We start from the raw sequence: 15,412 nt of genomic DNA on the forward strand, positions 1-15,412 counted from the left end.
GTCCCGGAACCCCACGTCCACCCCGATCTACTAGGAGCCTTCGACATGCGACAACGACTGTTCACACCACACGGACCCTCCCTGGGAGCTGTGGGCCTCGGCTGCATGGGTATGAGCTGGGGATACGCTGAATCGAGTAGAGACGACGCCGAATCGGCCGCGGTGATCAGCGCTGCTCTCGACGCGGGTATCTCCATGATCGACACCGCCGACATCTACGGCGACGGGCACAACGAAACCGTTGTCGCCCAGGGAATCAAGGGACGCCGAGACGAGGTTTTCCTCGCCACCAAATGCGGCCTGGTCGTCGACGATCTACCTCGCAAACAAATGCACCGCGACGGCAGTCCACGCCATATCGCGGAGGCGGTGCGCGCAAGCTTGACCCGGCTCGACGTGGACAATATAGACCTGCTGTATCTGCATCGAGTCGACCCCGCAGTCCCACTCGAAGACACCTTCGGCGCAATGGCGCTGCTCGTCGAGCAGGGCTTGGTGAAGTATCTCGGCCTCTCTGAGGTGACCGTCTGGCAAGCCGGCGCGGCCAATGCGATCCATCCTGTGTCCGCTGTTCAGTCCGAGCTGTCGCTGTGGACCCGCGACGCTCTGGGGTCGGCGACCGATTCTCACGGCGCGAGCCCCGCTGCATCACCGCCGGGTGCAGGTGCCTCGGTAAGCGGCGACGTTGTAGGTTGGTGCCGCACCAACGGGGCAGCGTTCGTTCCGTTCGCACCCCTCGGGCGCGGATTTCTCACCGGGGCCGTATCGGACGGGGTGTTCGAGGACGGAGACTTTCGGGCGACCAACCCCCGCTTCGCCCGCCACGCGTTGACTCAGAACCAGCGCATCGTCGACGTGGTGACCGAGGTCGCCCACTCTATCGGTGCAACCCCTGCGCAGGTATCGATCGCCTGGACACTCGCATGTGGCGATCACGTCATCCCCATCCCGGGCACGCGCAAGCTCACGCACCTCTCCGACAATGCCGGGGCGGCGGACATCGTTTTGAACGCAGAGGCATTGCGGGCGCTGGGCGAAGTCCCCGAGACAGTCGGATCCCGTTACTGAACGCACGAGCGCGCCGAGAAATTAGCCGGCATGTACATATACTGATAAGTATCAGTACACTGATATAACCCAATCCGGATCGCCGTGCACCAGGAGAGCAATCGATGACCACCACCAATGAACAAGCGCCTCTGCTGAGAGGCGCTTCTGCCGCGACACTGATCGCGGCGTGCATGATCGCAGTACTGTTTCCGACGTCGATCACGGGCACATCGGTTACGCTGCCTGACATTTCGAGTGACCTCGGCGGCGGAGTCGCCGGACTGCAATGGGTCGTACACGCCTACGACCTCACCTTCGCCGCGTTTCTACTGGCCATGGGATCGCTCGCCGACGTACTCGGGCGACGACGCGTCCTGATGTTCGGCTTGGCCTTGTTCGGAGCAGGATCCATCGCTGCGGCGTTGTCCTTTAACCTGCTCTTCCTCGATCTCGCGCGCGGCCTTACCGGGATCGGTGCCGCAGCGGCCTTCACCAGTGTCGCTGCCGCCCTGGCCAACGCGTTCGATGGTGCAGCCCGCGCCAAAGCATTCGGAGTGTTCGGCACGTGCTTCGGGATCGGCCTCGCGTTCGGACCGCTCCTCGGCGGCGGTATGAGCAGCTCGCTGGGGTGGAGGTACTTCTTTGCAGTACAGGCTTTGGTAGCAATAGCCGCCTTGATTTTGAGCAGTCGCGTGACGGCGACGGCCACCGTCAGCAACACTCGTGTCGATTGGGCCGGAACCGCCACGTTCGTCGGTGCCTTGTTCTTACTGATTCTTGCTCTCGTCGAGGGTCCACAGCTCGGCTGGGGATCGATCGGCACCATCGCCATGTTCGTCGGTGCGGCTGCTCTGCTGGCAGCGTTCGTCATCGTCGAACATCGGCAGGCCGCGCCGATGTTCGACCTGGCTCTGTTCCGATCGCGCCAGTACGTCGCAGTGTGCCTGTCACCGGTCGCCTTGGCGTTCGGATTCGTCGCACTCTTGGTGTTTCTGCCGACCTACTTCATTGCAGTCGACGGCCGGACACCTTGGGACGCCGGCCTTCTGATGCTCCTGCTGACCGCCCCGACGCTGGCGATGCCCGCAGTCGCCGGAAACCTCGCCGCGAAGGGCGTTACCTACCGGACACTGCTGATCACGTGCATGGTTCTGGTCGGCGGCGGAACTTTGTGGCTACTCACGTTGAGTGCCGGGATGCCGCTCTGGGAGCTGGCAGGGCCGCTCGTCGTCATCGGAATAGGTTTCGGAATCTCGAACGGAATCCTCGACGGGGCAGCAGTGAGCTCGGTTCGGCCCGAACGAGCAGGCATGGCCGCCGGCATGTTCGGAACCATGCGTATCACCGGCGAAGTGGTCGCCATCGCCGCGATGGGATCACTGATCGTCAGTCTGACGTCACGCCAACTCGGCGAACGCATCGACGGCCTCGCTGGAACGGCGTACGCGCAGGACCCGGCTGGACTCGCGAACTCGATGGCCAAGGGAGATCTCACCACGCCCGCCCAGGGACTGACGACAGACGCACAGTCGACGTTCCATGCCTTCGCTTCGGATATCTACAGCTCGTCACTGCACCAGGTCTTCGTCATTCTGGCTGCATGCTGCCTGGTCATGGTGCCCATCCTCTGGGTTCTACTACGTGACGACAAGTCCCCCACGTCGGACGACAGTGCACCGGTTTCGGCAGCCGCGAACAGTTCCGCAGACGCCGCGCCCACCGGTCAGGTGCTCACGCATGAGTGAGCCCCAGGAGTGCATAGGCCGCAACGGAGTTGCCTTCTTCGATGTCGACGAAACACTGTTGACCATAAAAAGCATGGTCTCCTTCTACCGATACCATTGCGTGAATCTCCCAGCGGCCGAGCGACACACCCGACTCGATCGTCTCGACGACCTACTCGAATCCGGAATTCCGAGAGAACGCGCCAACACCGATTTCTATCGCCTCATCGAAGGCACGTCCGTCGCTGAGCTGGCGGAATCAGGCCGTCGATGGTTCACAGATGTTGCCATCCCAGCGCTGAACACCTCTGTCCTGACCCGGCTGCAGTCGCACAAGCAGCAGGGCCACGCCATCGTGTTGGTGTCCGGGTCGTTTCCAGCGTGCCTGAACCCTGTCTCGGCATACGTCGGTGCCGATATGATCCTTTGTTCGCGACCAGCCGTCGCCGAGGGGCGCTACACAGGCCGCCTCGCAACGCCCATGATCGGTAACGGCAAGGCAGCTGCGGTGGCCGACATTCTCGACACGATTCCCACTTCGGCCCCGAGCTGGGCCTACGGCGACCACGAGTCCGACCTTCCGATGCTTCTGCTCGTGGACAACCCCGTCGTGGTCGGCGCCGACGCGGTGCTGAACACCACTGCTGTGCAGCGCGGCTGGGACACCATCGAAAGCACCGCCCACGGACTGCGCCCCGCCGCGGATACCGCGGCCCCGATCCCGATTGGCACCCTATGACGTCGTATTCGGCATCAGACATCGCGGACCGCATCGAAGGTGCTGCAGGTGTGAGCTCGCCTGGGCAGCCTCAGCCGCCAGGTGCAGAGTGGTTGTACCTGCGCTACCTCAACAGAGCGCACGCCATGGCCGTGAGCAGGTACGCCGACAGTGCATCCATCGACTCCGCAATGCGCGGCGCGTGCCGGCTCACATTCGGACCGGCCCAACTCCGCGCACACCACGATCGCGACGTTCTCGCGCGGTGGTCGAAAAATCTCGACGCCGAGATCGACGGGAACGCCCGCAATCGCTCCTACAGTGCCCCGAACACCCACCCTGCCGGAGACGACGAGCAGGTCGAGCCGATGTCTGTCCGTTCGGTGGGAATCGTCGGCACAGGCATCATGGCAACGGGTATCACCCAGACCTACTTGGCAGCGGGGATAGACGTCAGCGTCGCCTCGCGGTCCACCGAGTCGTCCGCGAAATTCAGTGCGAACCTCGACCGAGCGCTGACAAGACAACGCATCGACGACAACACCCGGGCAGCAATAACCGACCGAGTCCACGTCGCCGAGGGGTACGGACACCTTCGGACTTGTGATCTGGTGATCGAGTGTGTCGCGGAGAATTTCACCACCAAGACAGCAGTGTTTTGCGCACTCGATCGCCTGTGTCCCAGCACAACTGTCCTCGCCACAACCACATCGAGCCTGCAAATCTGCGACATCGCAGCCTTCACCGACACCCCGACGCGGGTCATCGGCATGCACTTCTTCAACCCTGCGAACACAATGCCGCTGATCGAACTCATCGCCACCCACAAGAGCGCCCCGCGTACGATCACGATCGCCGAAAACGCCGCAAAACTGGCAGGGAAAGAAGTGGTGCGTTGCGGAGACCGTCCCGGCTTCATCGTCAATGCCCTGCTCATTCCTTACCTCAACGACGCGCTGCGCGTTCTGCGCACGACCCGAAACGCACCTGACCTCGACTGCACAATGCGTCGCTTCGGGTTCCCCATGGGGCCCGTCGCGCTCCTCGAGCTGATCGGCCTCGACGTCGCACTCACCATCCAGCACACCCTGAAGGCTGCATTCGGTGACGATGAGTCGGTACCGGATCCACTGCTCGCCGCGTTGGTAGAAAACAACATTCTGGGCAGGAAGAACCGAACCACCGTCGCGGAGTTTCTGGCGGCGGCTACGCCGGCGACCGACGTGAGCAGACGATCGGTGAATAGCCTGTGAACGCCCCCCTGCCGAGTTCACTGCCGCGCGTAGTCGACACAGCGGTCACTCGCCTCCTGACCGCAACGGAGCTCGTCGTCGACGGCTTCACAGCCGGAGAGCATTTCCAGACCTGGTGCTACATCGTCACGGACCCCGGAACATCGCAGTCCGTTGTCATCGATCCCGGCCAAGGTGCAGCTCGAGTCGTATCCGAACACCTACGGCTGCACGGGTTGGATGCAGTCGCTGTCGTGTTGACACACGGCCACATGGACCACAGCTGGGATGCGGTCCCCCTCGCATCCGAACTCGACGTACCTCTAGGTATCCATCCCGCCGACGAGCAATCTCTGGTGAACCCCGAAGTGCTACTGCCGGAGGACTTCCCGAACAGTGCGTTGGCCGACTACCCCCGCGTCCCGGCCCGCCGCCGGCTCGAACTCCTAGACGGAACGATAGTGGCAGTCGGAGTACTGCAGGCTCGCGTCATCAGCATCCCCGGCCACACCCCGGGGTCGGTGATGTTCTCGATCGACGCCCCGCACGCTGCTCTGTTCGCGGGAGACAGTCTCCACCATTTCGGGCCAGGACTCGCTGCACCTCCAGCCGGTGACCGCTCTACTCTGCGCAAATCGCTTGGGCGGGTTCTACCCCAACTCCCCGACACCACCGTGATCTTCAATGGCCATGGACCACAGACCTCAGCAGCCGAGTGCAGACGTCCGGCGCACAGAAAGGCACACCAGGTATGGTCGATCTGACATTGTCGACCCCACTGATACCCATCAGAGCCCTGGCTCACAATATGAAGGCCCACCATGGTGAGCAAAGCAGACAGCGCGACCATCCAAGCCGAGATCGCGGCACGCATCGGAACCGACATCAAACGGGCCGAAGTCGCGCTGATTGCTCGCAAGACCAATGCGCTGAAGCCGTTCGATATCACTGTTCCCCAGTACGCCGCTTTGATGACGCTCTATCACTCACCAGGATCGTCGAGCGCACAGGTCGCTCGAGCATGCATGGTGACCGCCCAGACCATGAACACAGTGTTCAAAAACCTGGAATCGAAAGGCTTGATCGTCCGCACCCCCTCCTCGGTGCATCAGAAGGTCCTCGTGACAGAACTGACGAGATCGGGGCGTGCCTTACTGATGAAAGCAGACAAGGTAGCTCGGACCATCGAGGGAGAACTTGCGGACGAATTCAGCGCCGATGAGCGAGCGGCACTACATTCACTTCTCGAACGTGCGATAAAGAACCTCAGTCGATAACGCATTGCAAGATTATCTCCTACTGAGGCCAGCCTTACGGGCAATTCATTACGACCAAAAGAGTCCTTCAACCAGATTGGACAGTTATGTCGGTAATTCCGGAGTCACACGTGGATCTTCTCACCAGACCGCTGTATGCCCATCTGGCGACGATCCGTCCCGATGGGTCGCCGCAGGCCAACCCCATGTGGTTCAACTGGGACGGCACGCACATCAGGTTCACGAACACGACCACACGGAAGAAGTCCCGGAACGTCGCCCACGAGCCTCGTATTGCTTTCTCGGTCAACGACCCTGATCAGCCCTATAGGTACCTCGAAGTCCGAGGTCTTGTCGTAAATGTAGAGCCCGACCCAAACGCAGAAATTTTCATGGCACTGGCAGATCGGTACGACCTGGCAATGTCTGGCCCGCCGGGTGACGCACCCGACCGGGTCGTGTTCGTTGTCGAACCAACTTCGGTCAGTTATCAATAGTTACCGCACCGTCAAGAAGAGTTGACGAATTAGTTCCGAAGCCGAGCTCAAGTTTCTTCGATCTTTTCGCCTGATTGATCAAACTCGGCACGGCAATCGACCCTGTGGACAGCGAGGTTTACCTGACATCCGAAGTGGTCGTTGCAGTCTGCAGGGTGTGATGTGAGACGTACCGGTGACGGTGAACATACGCCGAGCCACGGCCGGACTGTAGGTGGGGGATCGCGCTTTTGAGTTGCAGATGGTGTGGATGGCCTGCTGAACTCAACATGAAGATTTGGTACCGACCTTCGTTCCATCCCAAGGCCTGGCTTGCCAAAATGGCACGTCCAATTTTCCTATCAAGCTTGTGGTTGTCACCTGGTAGAGCGCCGAGTCGCGCCGCCTCGACATTGGTCCACTCCACGTTGTCACGGTGGGAGAACCTTGGAAATTGCAGGCTTGATTTCCTTGTCAGCGTAGAAAGCGATGTAGTCAATTGGTCGGAAGTTTCGCCCAGGTGGGCAGATGTAAATCGAGCTGTTCTCGTAAAGCGCCCATGCCGAGGTTGCAGGAACCACCAGCGTGTCGAGAGGGGTGACGGGGCGGTCCCGATACAGGTTGGTGACTCGTTCTCGTTGGACCAACCATGCACGGGCAGACGGGCTGATCCACTCTGTGAGGGTAAGCATCTCTTCAAGTTGAAAAAGAACGTCCTGCGCGAGCAGCGAGTCGTGGTGCGCAAGACGGTTCCGGAATGGTCTCAGGCGTTCTAGCAGGGTCATCACGTTCTTACGGCGACCGGCCGCCGTGCCCGGCAACGCAGCGCTGAGTGCAGCTCGCCACAGATCTTCGTGTTTGGGGCCGAAGAGCTGCGTCCAGAAGCCGAATGAAAGGCCAGCGATAATCTGACCGCGCGAGTCTCGACCGTGGCTGATGTTCCTCAATCGGAGGCGTGTGGCCTCGACACTAGTTGTGATGGCGTCGTAGGACGTCCCCGTCACGTACGGGGTCATGAACCATGGGATCTTGCGCCTGTCTTCTTCGGCGTACTTGTGCAGTTCCCGGTCGATCGCGTTTCGCAACATCACCTCGACGTAGGCCACCACTTCCATACATGCCGCGGATATCGCGGTGTTCCATGCGTAGAGTTCTAGCGCCAGATCGGTGTCGCCATTGCTTTCCTTCAGGTAAGGATCAAGTCGCTCAGCGGTAAGAAGCGCGACGAGCTCATCACCGGTACTGGCACCGCTCACTCGATCGATGCTATCGTGACTGTCGAACGCCCCAGGAACGCCTCTACCTCGTGTATGCGACCTGGGGTTCCTTTCGTTCCGGTACTCGCGGTCATGAGTGCGTTCCTGTCTGTTGAGGTCGAAGTCTCGGCGGGTCTTTAGGTTAATCAGCTACTGTGTGTTGCAGATCTTCGTCTGCGAGCTTTCTCCAGGATCGTGTGCGCTTCCTTGACGACCTTGGGATTGTGCATCCTATTGGTGACAGCTTCCTGCTTAGCAACGCCAGCGCTGTTGCACATCAATCCGGTCACCACGAACAACAGCTGCGCATCGGCGGTAAGGTCCGCGTCGAGAAGCTTCTCACCTTCGATGATCCGCAAAAGATGTCGGCGTCGTTCACGACTCAGGTCCGGTCGTGCGGTATCCGATGTGCCCGCGAACTCTCGCTCCGTCGACCGGTGAGGAAGATTTGGCCCAGGGATCGCGCCACGGCGACCAGGTGAAGTCGGTGCGAGGAATCCGCGTCGCCGAGCTGCTGAGATCCAGTCCCGCACAGTTGGTTCTGGTCGATCAAGTGAGTTGGCCAGGCGTCCAATAGCACCTTTACCAGCTGACGATTCGTCGATGTAGCCCTGTGCGACTTCGATGAGGACCTCGTCACTGACCGTTGGACGGCCGCGCCGGCGCTGGCCTATTGCCGATGTCGTTTCCAATGCCTTGCGTTGTTCGTTGGTGAGTTCGTTTGCCATCAGGTCTGGACCACCGAGAACTCGAACCCCGTCTGTGCGCCATGAATCGTCTGGTAAGTCACGCTCGAGGCGAGCGATGATCTCTCCCAGTGGGATCCTGCGCAGTACGTCGCTGGTTATGAGCAAGGGCGGCTCTTCGTAGTCGTTGTCGTCGGGTAGTTCATCTGGGTGTCTGTAGTTGCCATCGTCGTCATGGCACCCCCAGTCGCTGCGAAATAGCTCCAGTTCTGCAATTTCTAGGCCGTGACCACGATTGATCACCACTGCATATACAAGGATTGGAAGGTCCTCGGAATGATAGACAATGTCACATACGTACCCGCGACCTCGGGGTTTTTCTTTGATGTAGATCTCAAGCCGATTGGTCGGCCAGTCTTCGTCGTTGTCAACGTTCGCAGTGTCGTCACCTGACTGGGGACCGAAGCCCATGTCGAAGAAAGAGCCCTTCGTAAGATCGAGCAGTTGCCCAATTCGACTGCGCCCGTACGACAGATCCCGAACTCTCGGGTCTGGGTGTGTGAGGAAGTCAATCGAGCCTTCTTCTGTGGTCATGAGACCACAATAAACCAGCCGGATCGCGAAGTAGATGGGAAAACATACGAGTTAGCCAGCAGATTTACTCATTAGGTTTCGACAGAAACCGTGCATTACTGCGGTCCACCTCAATCCAGCAGTCAGGATTCGGCGTATCTGACGGCACTCGCCAAAAATGAGATCGGACGGACCTCAAAGCTTGGCCATGAGAAAGGGGCTCTACCCTTCAATTAACCGTCTAGAGCCCAATGTTGTTGACGGCGTTACCTACCAGGGGTGCGTGTTCGCGGCGATAAACCTCGACGGAGTCGAGACGGGAGTGGCCCGTTTGGCGAGCGATCGCGGAGCCGTCGGCACCGTTGCGAGTTCCTTGGGTGACGAAACCAGCACGCAGGGAATGTCCACCGAGTTTGGTCAGCGCGGTGGGATCGAAGCCGGCGTGGTCGGCACGGCGGCGTATGGTCTGGTGAATCGCAGCTCCGGACAACGGAGTGACTCCAAGGTTTCCGTTCTTCGCGATCGCGCGAAACATCGGTGCTAGTGCGGCGGTGCGCGGGACTCCCCCACGGCATACGTGTGCCACGAACGGTTCCCCCGTGCGCAGCAGCCGGATAACAGAGGGGCGGCCGCCAGCGTCGAATGCGGCGATGACCTGTATCCAGCGGACGTAGGCGCAGGGTGGGCACGTTTCGTGAGACTCGGTGTACGGCAGGGCTTTGACCGCTCCTCTGCCCTCCTGGTCGGTCTTAGACTTGCGCAGTCGGATGTGGAGGCCGTCGTGGCGGTGCACGGTGACGTCCCCGCAAACCAGGTCGGAAAGTTCACTGCGTCGGAAGGCACCGGCGAACCCGAGCAGCAGGATCGCAGAGTCCCGGCGTTCGAGTACCTCATCGGCCCAACCGCGGCACCGCTTCCTCGCGGTCTCGACAAGGAGTTTGATGTCGTCCACCAACAACGGATCCCGTGGGGTGCGGGGTCGGTCCCCCGCCGCGGCGTACTCCCGCCGGATTCCGGACAGGGTCGCGGTGACGAGTTCGTGCGCGGACGGCGAGAGGTGTCCGGTGGTGCGGTGCTTAAAGTTGATGGCCGCGATCCAGGTGCCGAAGGTGGCGACGGCGTAGACCCGCTCCCCAGTTTCGGTGCGGGTGTCGGCGGCGTCGACGAGGTAGGCGGCGACGGTGATCGGGTGCGCCGGCAGCGTCACGTGACCATTCGACGCGCACCAGTTGGTGAAGCGTCTCCACGCGGCGGAGTACGTCTTGCGGGTTCCCTCGGAGCGGGAGGACTGCACCGCGCTCGCGATCCGCTTCGCGACGGCGGGCGGGATCTCCGGCTCGACGGCCACCGACCTGTCACCCTCGGGGAGGCCGGCGGCAGTGATCACCGCGGGTGTTCGGGCTTGCCACAAGTCCATGTCGGCAGCGTAACGCAGGTCACCGACGCGTCTGCAGAACAAAACCGTGCTGAACTGGTGTTTCTTGCAAGATGGTGCGGAAAATGCAATTTACGTCGGCAACTTCCAACCAGCCGAACCAATTTACAATTGACGTATCCCTGCCTCCTCGTAGCCGATAGCAGTAACGCAGAAGAGCCCGCAACACTTCGATTTTTCCGGGCGCGACCAGTTCGTTTAACGTCTACTCGCTGCGTTTAACCCTGATACGGAGATCAGCGGGTTTCAAGGAGATAGTTTCATCGACGCGCAGCTCATATCCTGGGTGCGGGGCGAAATCGCGCTCTCGCACAATTAAGGCCTGATCTGCCGCGAGGATTTCGGACAATGGAGATGATTAATCTCAGGCCGCGATCGCGGGCTGCCGATAACTGTAGTGGACGTCGTTCGGGGATCGGTACCCGATTGCCGAATGCCGGCGTCGTGAATTGTAGAACCCCTCGATGTATCTGATGATGTCCTGTCGCGCTGTGTCTTTCGTGGAATAGATCGTCCGATAGACGCACTCGTTCTTGAGGGCCGCGAAGAAACTTTCCGCCATACTGTTGTCCCAACATTGACCGGCTAATAATGGGTGTTGCTCCGCCGCTGGCGGGAAGAATGGTTCATCGATTGCGTGGGCTGAGTCGGCGGAGTCGTTCTTCGTGTGCAGTCACGGTGCTGGCAAGTGTTTCGACGATGCTGCGCAGTTGTGCGACTTCGGTTGCAAGGCCGGTGAGGGTGCGGGCGTCGGTCTGTCGCGTTCGGTGATCGTCGATGACAGCGCGGAGTTCGCGGTTGCGGTAGAGCGTGGCTCGTGCGATCTGCGCCGCTTCGGCGACGGCGGTGAAGGTGACCGGTGATCCGGTGGTGGTGAGATCGATGCAGACTTGTTCGACGCGGCGCAGGTGGTCTCGGGTCATGCGCTCTTCGATCGGGAGAGGAGCATGTCGAGTCGTGCGACGAGTGCATGGTGCCGCTCTGCTTCTGCGATCCATCCTCGCTTCTCGGCATCAGCGGCGAGGTCGGCAGCATCGAGCCGTTGAGCGGCAAGGACGCCGAGATGCGTTGAGTCGGTGTGGAAGCTGGGGCAGTTCTCGCAGATGTTGGCGTAGGGACACGAGCCTTGCGCCGGAGCGCGGAGGCAGTAACCGCCGGCCAATCGCGATTTGATCAATGGGGTGTCTTTCCATTCGCCGCTGCTGATGTCGGTCAGTGGAAGTTGCGGTCTGTTGGTGGGCATCGGCCCGATGTGGCTTTTCGCTAGGTCGAGGGCTCGCTCGTATTCCGTGCGGACGGTGCTGTCGAAGAGGTGCGCGTACCGCAAACTCATCTGGGTCGAGACGTGGCCGAGCAGGGCCATCAACGCTTGCAGCGAGACGCCTGCGTTGATCAGGGCGGTGGCGTAGGTGTGTCGGAGTTGGTGCGGGGTGATGTGTCCGAGACCGGCGATGGCGGCTGCACGGTTCAATTCTGCCCGTACTGCGTTCTGGGACAGTCGCTTCCCGTGGTGGGTGAACAGGAAGTCTGCTGGCGCACCGGTGCGGGGGTGGCTCATGAGCCGGCCGGGTGAACGGGTGGCGGTGATGCGATCGACGAGGGTGAGCACTTCTTCGCCGAGTGGCACCATGCGCTCGGAGTCGAGCTTTCCCAGCGGCACCTTCAGCCAGGATCCTTGCCCCGGTATCTCGTGGACACAGTCGAGTTCGAGGTCGAGCAGTTCACCGATCCGCAGTCCGCAGGCGCGTTGAACCAGGAGTGCGTCGGCCGCAAGCCGATACGGTGAATCCGATAGTGCAACAGTGAGTTTGCGGTCGGCATCAACGGGAAGATACCGCGGTAGAAACCGTTGCTGTCGGGGGAGGTCGTCGCGGAAGATCAGTCGACGCGACGGAACGTCGTCCCAGCCCCATTCGGTGATCTCGGCGAAGAAGTTGCCGACTGCGTGTACTCGTCTGATGCGGTCGGCGACAGTGATCGGTGCACCGGTGGCGGAGTTGACGGCGCTGGTCAGCGAGGTGAGGAACGGTTCGATGTGCCGGCGGCGGTCCAACGAGTTCAGCGATGCGATGTCGGGGTCGACGGCGGCGAGGTAGCGGCCGAAATGCGCAAGCCGGGTCGCGAGGCTGCTGACCGTCTTCGCGACGCAGGTGGCGCGTTTGCGCTCGAGGTATGCCACGAACGCCGGCCGCAGAGCTGCTGGGACGTCGGCCATGCGCCGCTCGAGTGTCGACGCGATCATCGACGGCGGCGCCGGGGAGTCGAGAACACCGAGGTGGAAGAGGATCTGGCGGGCACTGTGCATGGTGCTGCGGTAGTGCTTGGCGCCTCGCCCGGTGTTGCGTTCTCGATCGTCGCAAGCCCGCAGTAGATCCCGTAGGTCTCGTTCACTCAAATCCAGTAGTGGTCGCCCGGTTTCGATGAGCAGTCGGGCGATGATCTGTGACCCGATCGCGGACGAGACACGTTCGGAGAAGCCCAGTTGAGTTGCGGCAGCGATGAACTGATCGAGGTCTGGTTGCAAGGCGCTGTCGGTGAGTTCGTGCCAGAGGCTGGCCAGTTTGCGGTGCACGAGGTAGTCGTACCCCGGGTGCAGTCGCCTGCTGACCATGAGGAAGGTGATGAACGGCCTAGTGGATCCGTTCGCCGACAACTTTTCGCCAAGTGGCACGGCAGTCCAGGCTGTGACGTCGGGCCACCGGCGCAGGAACGATCGGGCGGCTTGGGTGTAGGCGGAGTTGCCGCGTTGGCGACGTTGCAGGTGCTGCAGGTAGGCAGCGTAGATTGCCTCGGGTGGTTCAGGTGTGGGTGCGTAGTCGGGTGCGAGCTGCATCGAATTCCGCCTTGACGTGCGTCGGAGCGAGGTGAATGTATCGAGCGGTGGTGTCGACGTGCGCGTGGCCGAGCAGTGCTTGCATCACTGCCAGGTCCACACCGGCCTCGGCCATGGCTGTGCCGAAGGTGTGACGAAGCGCGTGTGGGTGTCCGGCGAGAACTCCGGATTTGATGCGGTGATATCGGAAGATGGTGCGCAGTCCCGCAGCGGTGAGTGGTTGACCCCGGTTGGGCCCTTTGGCGACGAGAAACAAACGTGAACAGGGTGATTCGGGCCGTTCGGTGAGCAGATAGGTTTGAATCAGACCTGCGACTTCGATGTCGAGTGGGACGCGACGCTCTTTGCTGCCTTTACCGAGCACCCGCACCCATCTGGTGCCGATGTCGATATCGGTGACATCGAGGGTCAGGACCTCACCGGATCGCAGGCCCGACAACAGCATCAGCCCTGCGATGCATCGGTCCCGCCATGTCCGCAGACTCGAGACCAGGTCGGTGGTCTCTCGGCGGTCGAGTGCTCTGGGGAGGACGCGTTGTTGGCGCAATCGAAGGGCGGATCGTTTCTTGGGCCTGATTAGATGCCCAAGAAGAGCGTTGCGTTCCTCGGCGCTCACTCGCCGGGCCTCACGCCCACTCGGGATGGGGCTGCGAAGCTCGGGTTCACGCATCGACCGGAAGGCGAACATGCCGGTCAGGGCCGCGAGTCGGTGATTAATGGTGGTCGCGGAGTATCGATCGAGTCGCTTTCCGGTCATCGACAGGACATTGGCGGGCCGACCGGTGATCGGGGTGGTGCGGCAGTACCGCATGAAATCGAGAACAGTCTCCACTGTTACTGCGGCGAGGTCAGCGTCCTCGGTGTCGAGCCAGCGACAGAACGCCAGCAGGTCGTAACCGTAGGCACGGACGGTGCGCGGTGAGTAGTTGCGGTCGGCGAAATAGCCGAGGTACTCATTGACCAACACGAATTTACCGGCACCGGGCCCCGCCAGGGTCCAGGCGACGTCGGTCCCAGGTTCCAGACGCAGCGTGGGCTGATTCGTCATGAGACAGGTGTAACCCCAACGTCGTACGCAAGCAAGCACAATGCGGATCGGCGTGTCGCTCCGGCGGTAACAATTCGATGGATTAGCCGGTCAACAGGCACACCCCGGTCCGCCCCATGGACGACCGCATCCCCAGCGAGCTCACCGAAGCCCGGTAGGCCCGCGATGCGTAGACACTGCCGCGATCGGAGTGGAAAATCGCTCCCGGCTCGATCAAGGTCGTCAATGCCGCATTCGTCAACGCCGCCGCGACGAGTTCGGTGCGCATATGGTCCGCGATCGACCAGCCCACGACTTTGCGGGAGTAGCAGTCGATGACCGTCGCGAGATATACGAACCCCTGCCAGGTGTGAATGTAGGTGATGTCGCCGACAAACTTGATCCCGGGCCGATCAGCGGAGAAGTCGCGCACGAGCAGATCCGGCACGACCGGCTCGCTGTTCGGGTCGGAGGCGGTAGTGACCCGGAACGGCCGCGGTTGGCACGGCGCGAGGTCCTCGTCGCGCATGATCGACCGGACCAGTTCCGGGGAGCACTCGATGCCGGCTGCACGCAGATCTGCGTGGATGCGGCGGTATCCGTACGTGCCGTGCGACAGATCGAAGAACACCCGAATATGTTGCGCAAGAATATCTCTGCGAATCGCAGTTGCTGATTGCGGCCGGCTTTTCCAGTGGTAGAAACCGGAGGTGGAGACCTCGAGCCAGCGGCAGCGGTCGGTGATCGGTACTACCGCGGAATCGGCCGCGACATAGGAATCGATGAACTCGTACTTCGCCACTACCGTGGCTCCCGTGCAAAGTACGAGGCTGCTTTTTTCAGGAAGGCTGCCTCGGCTCGAAGTTCTCGATTCTCACGTTCGAGCTGGGCGAGGCGTGCTCGTTCGGTGAGGGTGAGTTCGGTGTCCGGGCCGCCGCCGTGGGTGTCACGGTACTTCACCAACCATCGGCGCAGACTGTCGTCACCGACGTTGTAGGCCTTGGCGACTTCGCTGATCGGCTTGGAGAAGTCGATGACCTCTCGGCACAGTTCGTCCTTGAACTCGGGACTGAACGATCGACGCGATCTGCTCATGCTGGACTGGCTCATTTCGGTAGATCCCTATTCTAAGCGGGTCCACTGTCC

General features: G+C 61.2%; 13 protein-coding genes and 2 pseudogenes. 7 read left to right on the plus strand and 8 right to left on the minus strand.

All coding sequences use genetic code 11. From position 1 onward, the window contains the following. Positions 1-45 precede the first annotated feature (45 nt). The 7 genes from BJD99_RS02375 to BJD99_RS02405 all read left to right on the plus strand — a co-directional run bounded on the left by BJD99_RS02375 (position 46) and on the right by BJD99_RS02405 (position 6,477). Positions 46-1,068: an aldo/keto reductase gene (locus tag BJD99_RS02375; RefSeq protein ID WP_084345205.1), complete on the plus strand. Its 1,023-nt coding sequence runs from the start codon at positions 46-48 to the stop codon at positions 1,066-1,068. Positions 1,069-1,172: 104 nt separating this feature from the next. Further along, positions 1,173-2,795 (plus strand): MFS transporter, encoded by a 1,623-nt coding sequence (locus tag BJD99_RS02380; RefSeq protein WP_084345206.1) that lies wholly within the window; start codon positions 1,173-1,175, stop codon positions 2,793-2,795. Continuing rightward, positions 2,788-3,513, plus strand: a complete 726-nt coding sequence (locus BJD99_RS02385; RefSeq protein ID WP_179142156.1) for an HAD family phosphatase — start codon at positions 2,788-2,790, stop codon at positions 3,511-3,513. The genes BJD99_RS02380 and BJD99_RS02385 overlap by 8 nt, the downstream gene beginning before the upstream one ends. Positions 3,514-3,563: 50 nt before the next feature. After that, entirely contained in the window at positions 3,564-4,745 is a 1,182-nt protein-coding gene (locus BJD99_RS02390) for a 3-hydroxyacyl-CoA dehydrogenase family protein (RefSeq protein WP_218775694.1), read from the plus strand. Then, positions 4,742-5,488, plus strand: coding sequence for an MBL fold metallo-hydrolase (locus tag BJD99_RS02395; RefSeq protein WP_084345208.1), 747 nt, complete (start codon positions 4,742-4,744; stop codon positions 5,486-5,488). Before BJD99_RS02390 ends, BJD99_RS02395 begins: the two co-directional genes overlap by 4 nt. Before the next feature lie 60 nt (positions 5,489-5,548). Further along, a complete protein-coding gene (locus BJD99_RS02400; RefSeq protein ID WP_256895371.1) occupies positions 5,549-6,001 on the plus strand; it encodes a MarR family winged helix-turn-helix transcriptional regulator in 453 nt (150 codons plus the stop codon). Positions 6,002-6,087: 86 nt separating this feature from the next. Further along, positions 6,088-6,477, plus strand: a complete 390-nt coding sequence (locus BJD99_RS02405; protein WP_084345210.1) for a PPOX class F420-dependent oxidoreductase — start codon at positions 6,088-6,090, stop codon at positions 6,475-6,477. 410 nt (positions 6,478-6,887) lie between these two features. Here BJD99_RS02405 and BJD99_RS21100 read toward each other — a convergent pair whose 3' ends face one another. From BJD99_RS21100 to BJD99_RS02445, 8 genes and pseudogenes are all read right to left on the minus strand, one after another. Continuing rightward, entirely contained in the window at positions 6,888-7,712 is an 825-nt protein-coding gene (locus tag BJD99_RS21100; RefSeq protein WP_218775695.1) for a hypothetical protein, read from the minus strand. Positions 7,713-7,858: 146 nt separating this feature from the next. Next, a complete protein-coding gene (locus BJD99_RS21170) occupies positions 7,859-8,566 on the minus strand; it encodes a hypothetical protein (protein WP_256895374.1) in 708 nt (235 codons plus the stop codon). A gap of 646 nt (positions 8,567-9,212) precedes the next feature. Then, entirely contained in the window at positions 9,213-10,388 is a 1,176-nt protein-coding gene (locus BJD99_RS02420) for a site-specific integrase (RefSeq protein WP_084345212.1), read from the minus strand. 382 nt (positions 10,389-10,770) lie between these two features. Further along, positions 10,771-10,989 (minus strand): annotated as a pseudogene (locus tag BJD99_RS02425) (integrase core domain-containing protein); the annotation flags it as partial. A 43-nt stretch (positions 10,990-11,032) separates the two neighbouring features. Next, positions 11,033-11,329 carry a hypothetical protein gene (locus BJD99_RS02430; protein WP_084345214.1) on the minus strand — a complete coding sequence of 99 codons (297 nt, stop codon included), beginning with the start codon at positions 11,327-11,329 and terminating at the stop codon, positions 11,033-11,035. Next, a complete protein-coding gene (locus BJD99_RS02435) occupies positions 11,326-13,239 on the minus strand; it encodes a tyrosine-type recombinase/integrase (RefSeq protein ID WP_084345215.1) in 1,914 nt (637 codons plus the stop codon). Before BJD99_RS02435 ends, BJD99_RS02430 begins: the two co-directional genes overlap by 4 nt. Next, the gene (locus BJD99_RS02440; protein WP_084345216.1) at positions 13,205-14,287 is read right to left on the minus strand and encodes a tyrosine-type recombinase/integrase; all 1,083 of its coding nucleotides are present in this window, start codon (positions 14,285-14,287) and stop codon (positions 13,205-13,207) included. The genes BJD99_RS02435 and BJD99_RS02440 overlap by 35 nt, the downstream gene beginning before the upstream one ends. A 97-nt stretch (positions 14,288-14,384) precedes the next feature. Further along, positions 14,385-15,361: pseudogene (locus BJD99_RS02445) on the minus strand (IS3 family transposase); the annotation flags it as partial. Positions 15,362-15,412 lie beyond the last annotated feature (51 nt).

Origin of the sequence: Rhodococcus sp. 1163 (assembly GCF_002091985.1) — a bacterium.
Taxonomy (GTDB): domain Bacteria; phylum Actinomycetota; class Actinomycetes; order Mycobacteriales; family Mycobacteriaceae; genus Rhodococcoides.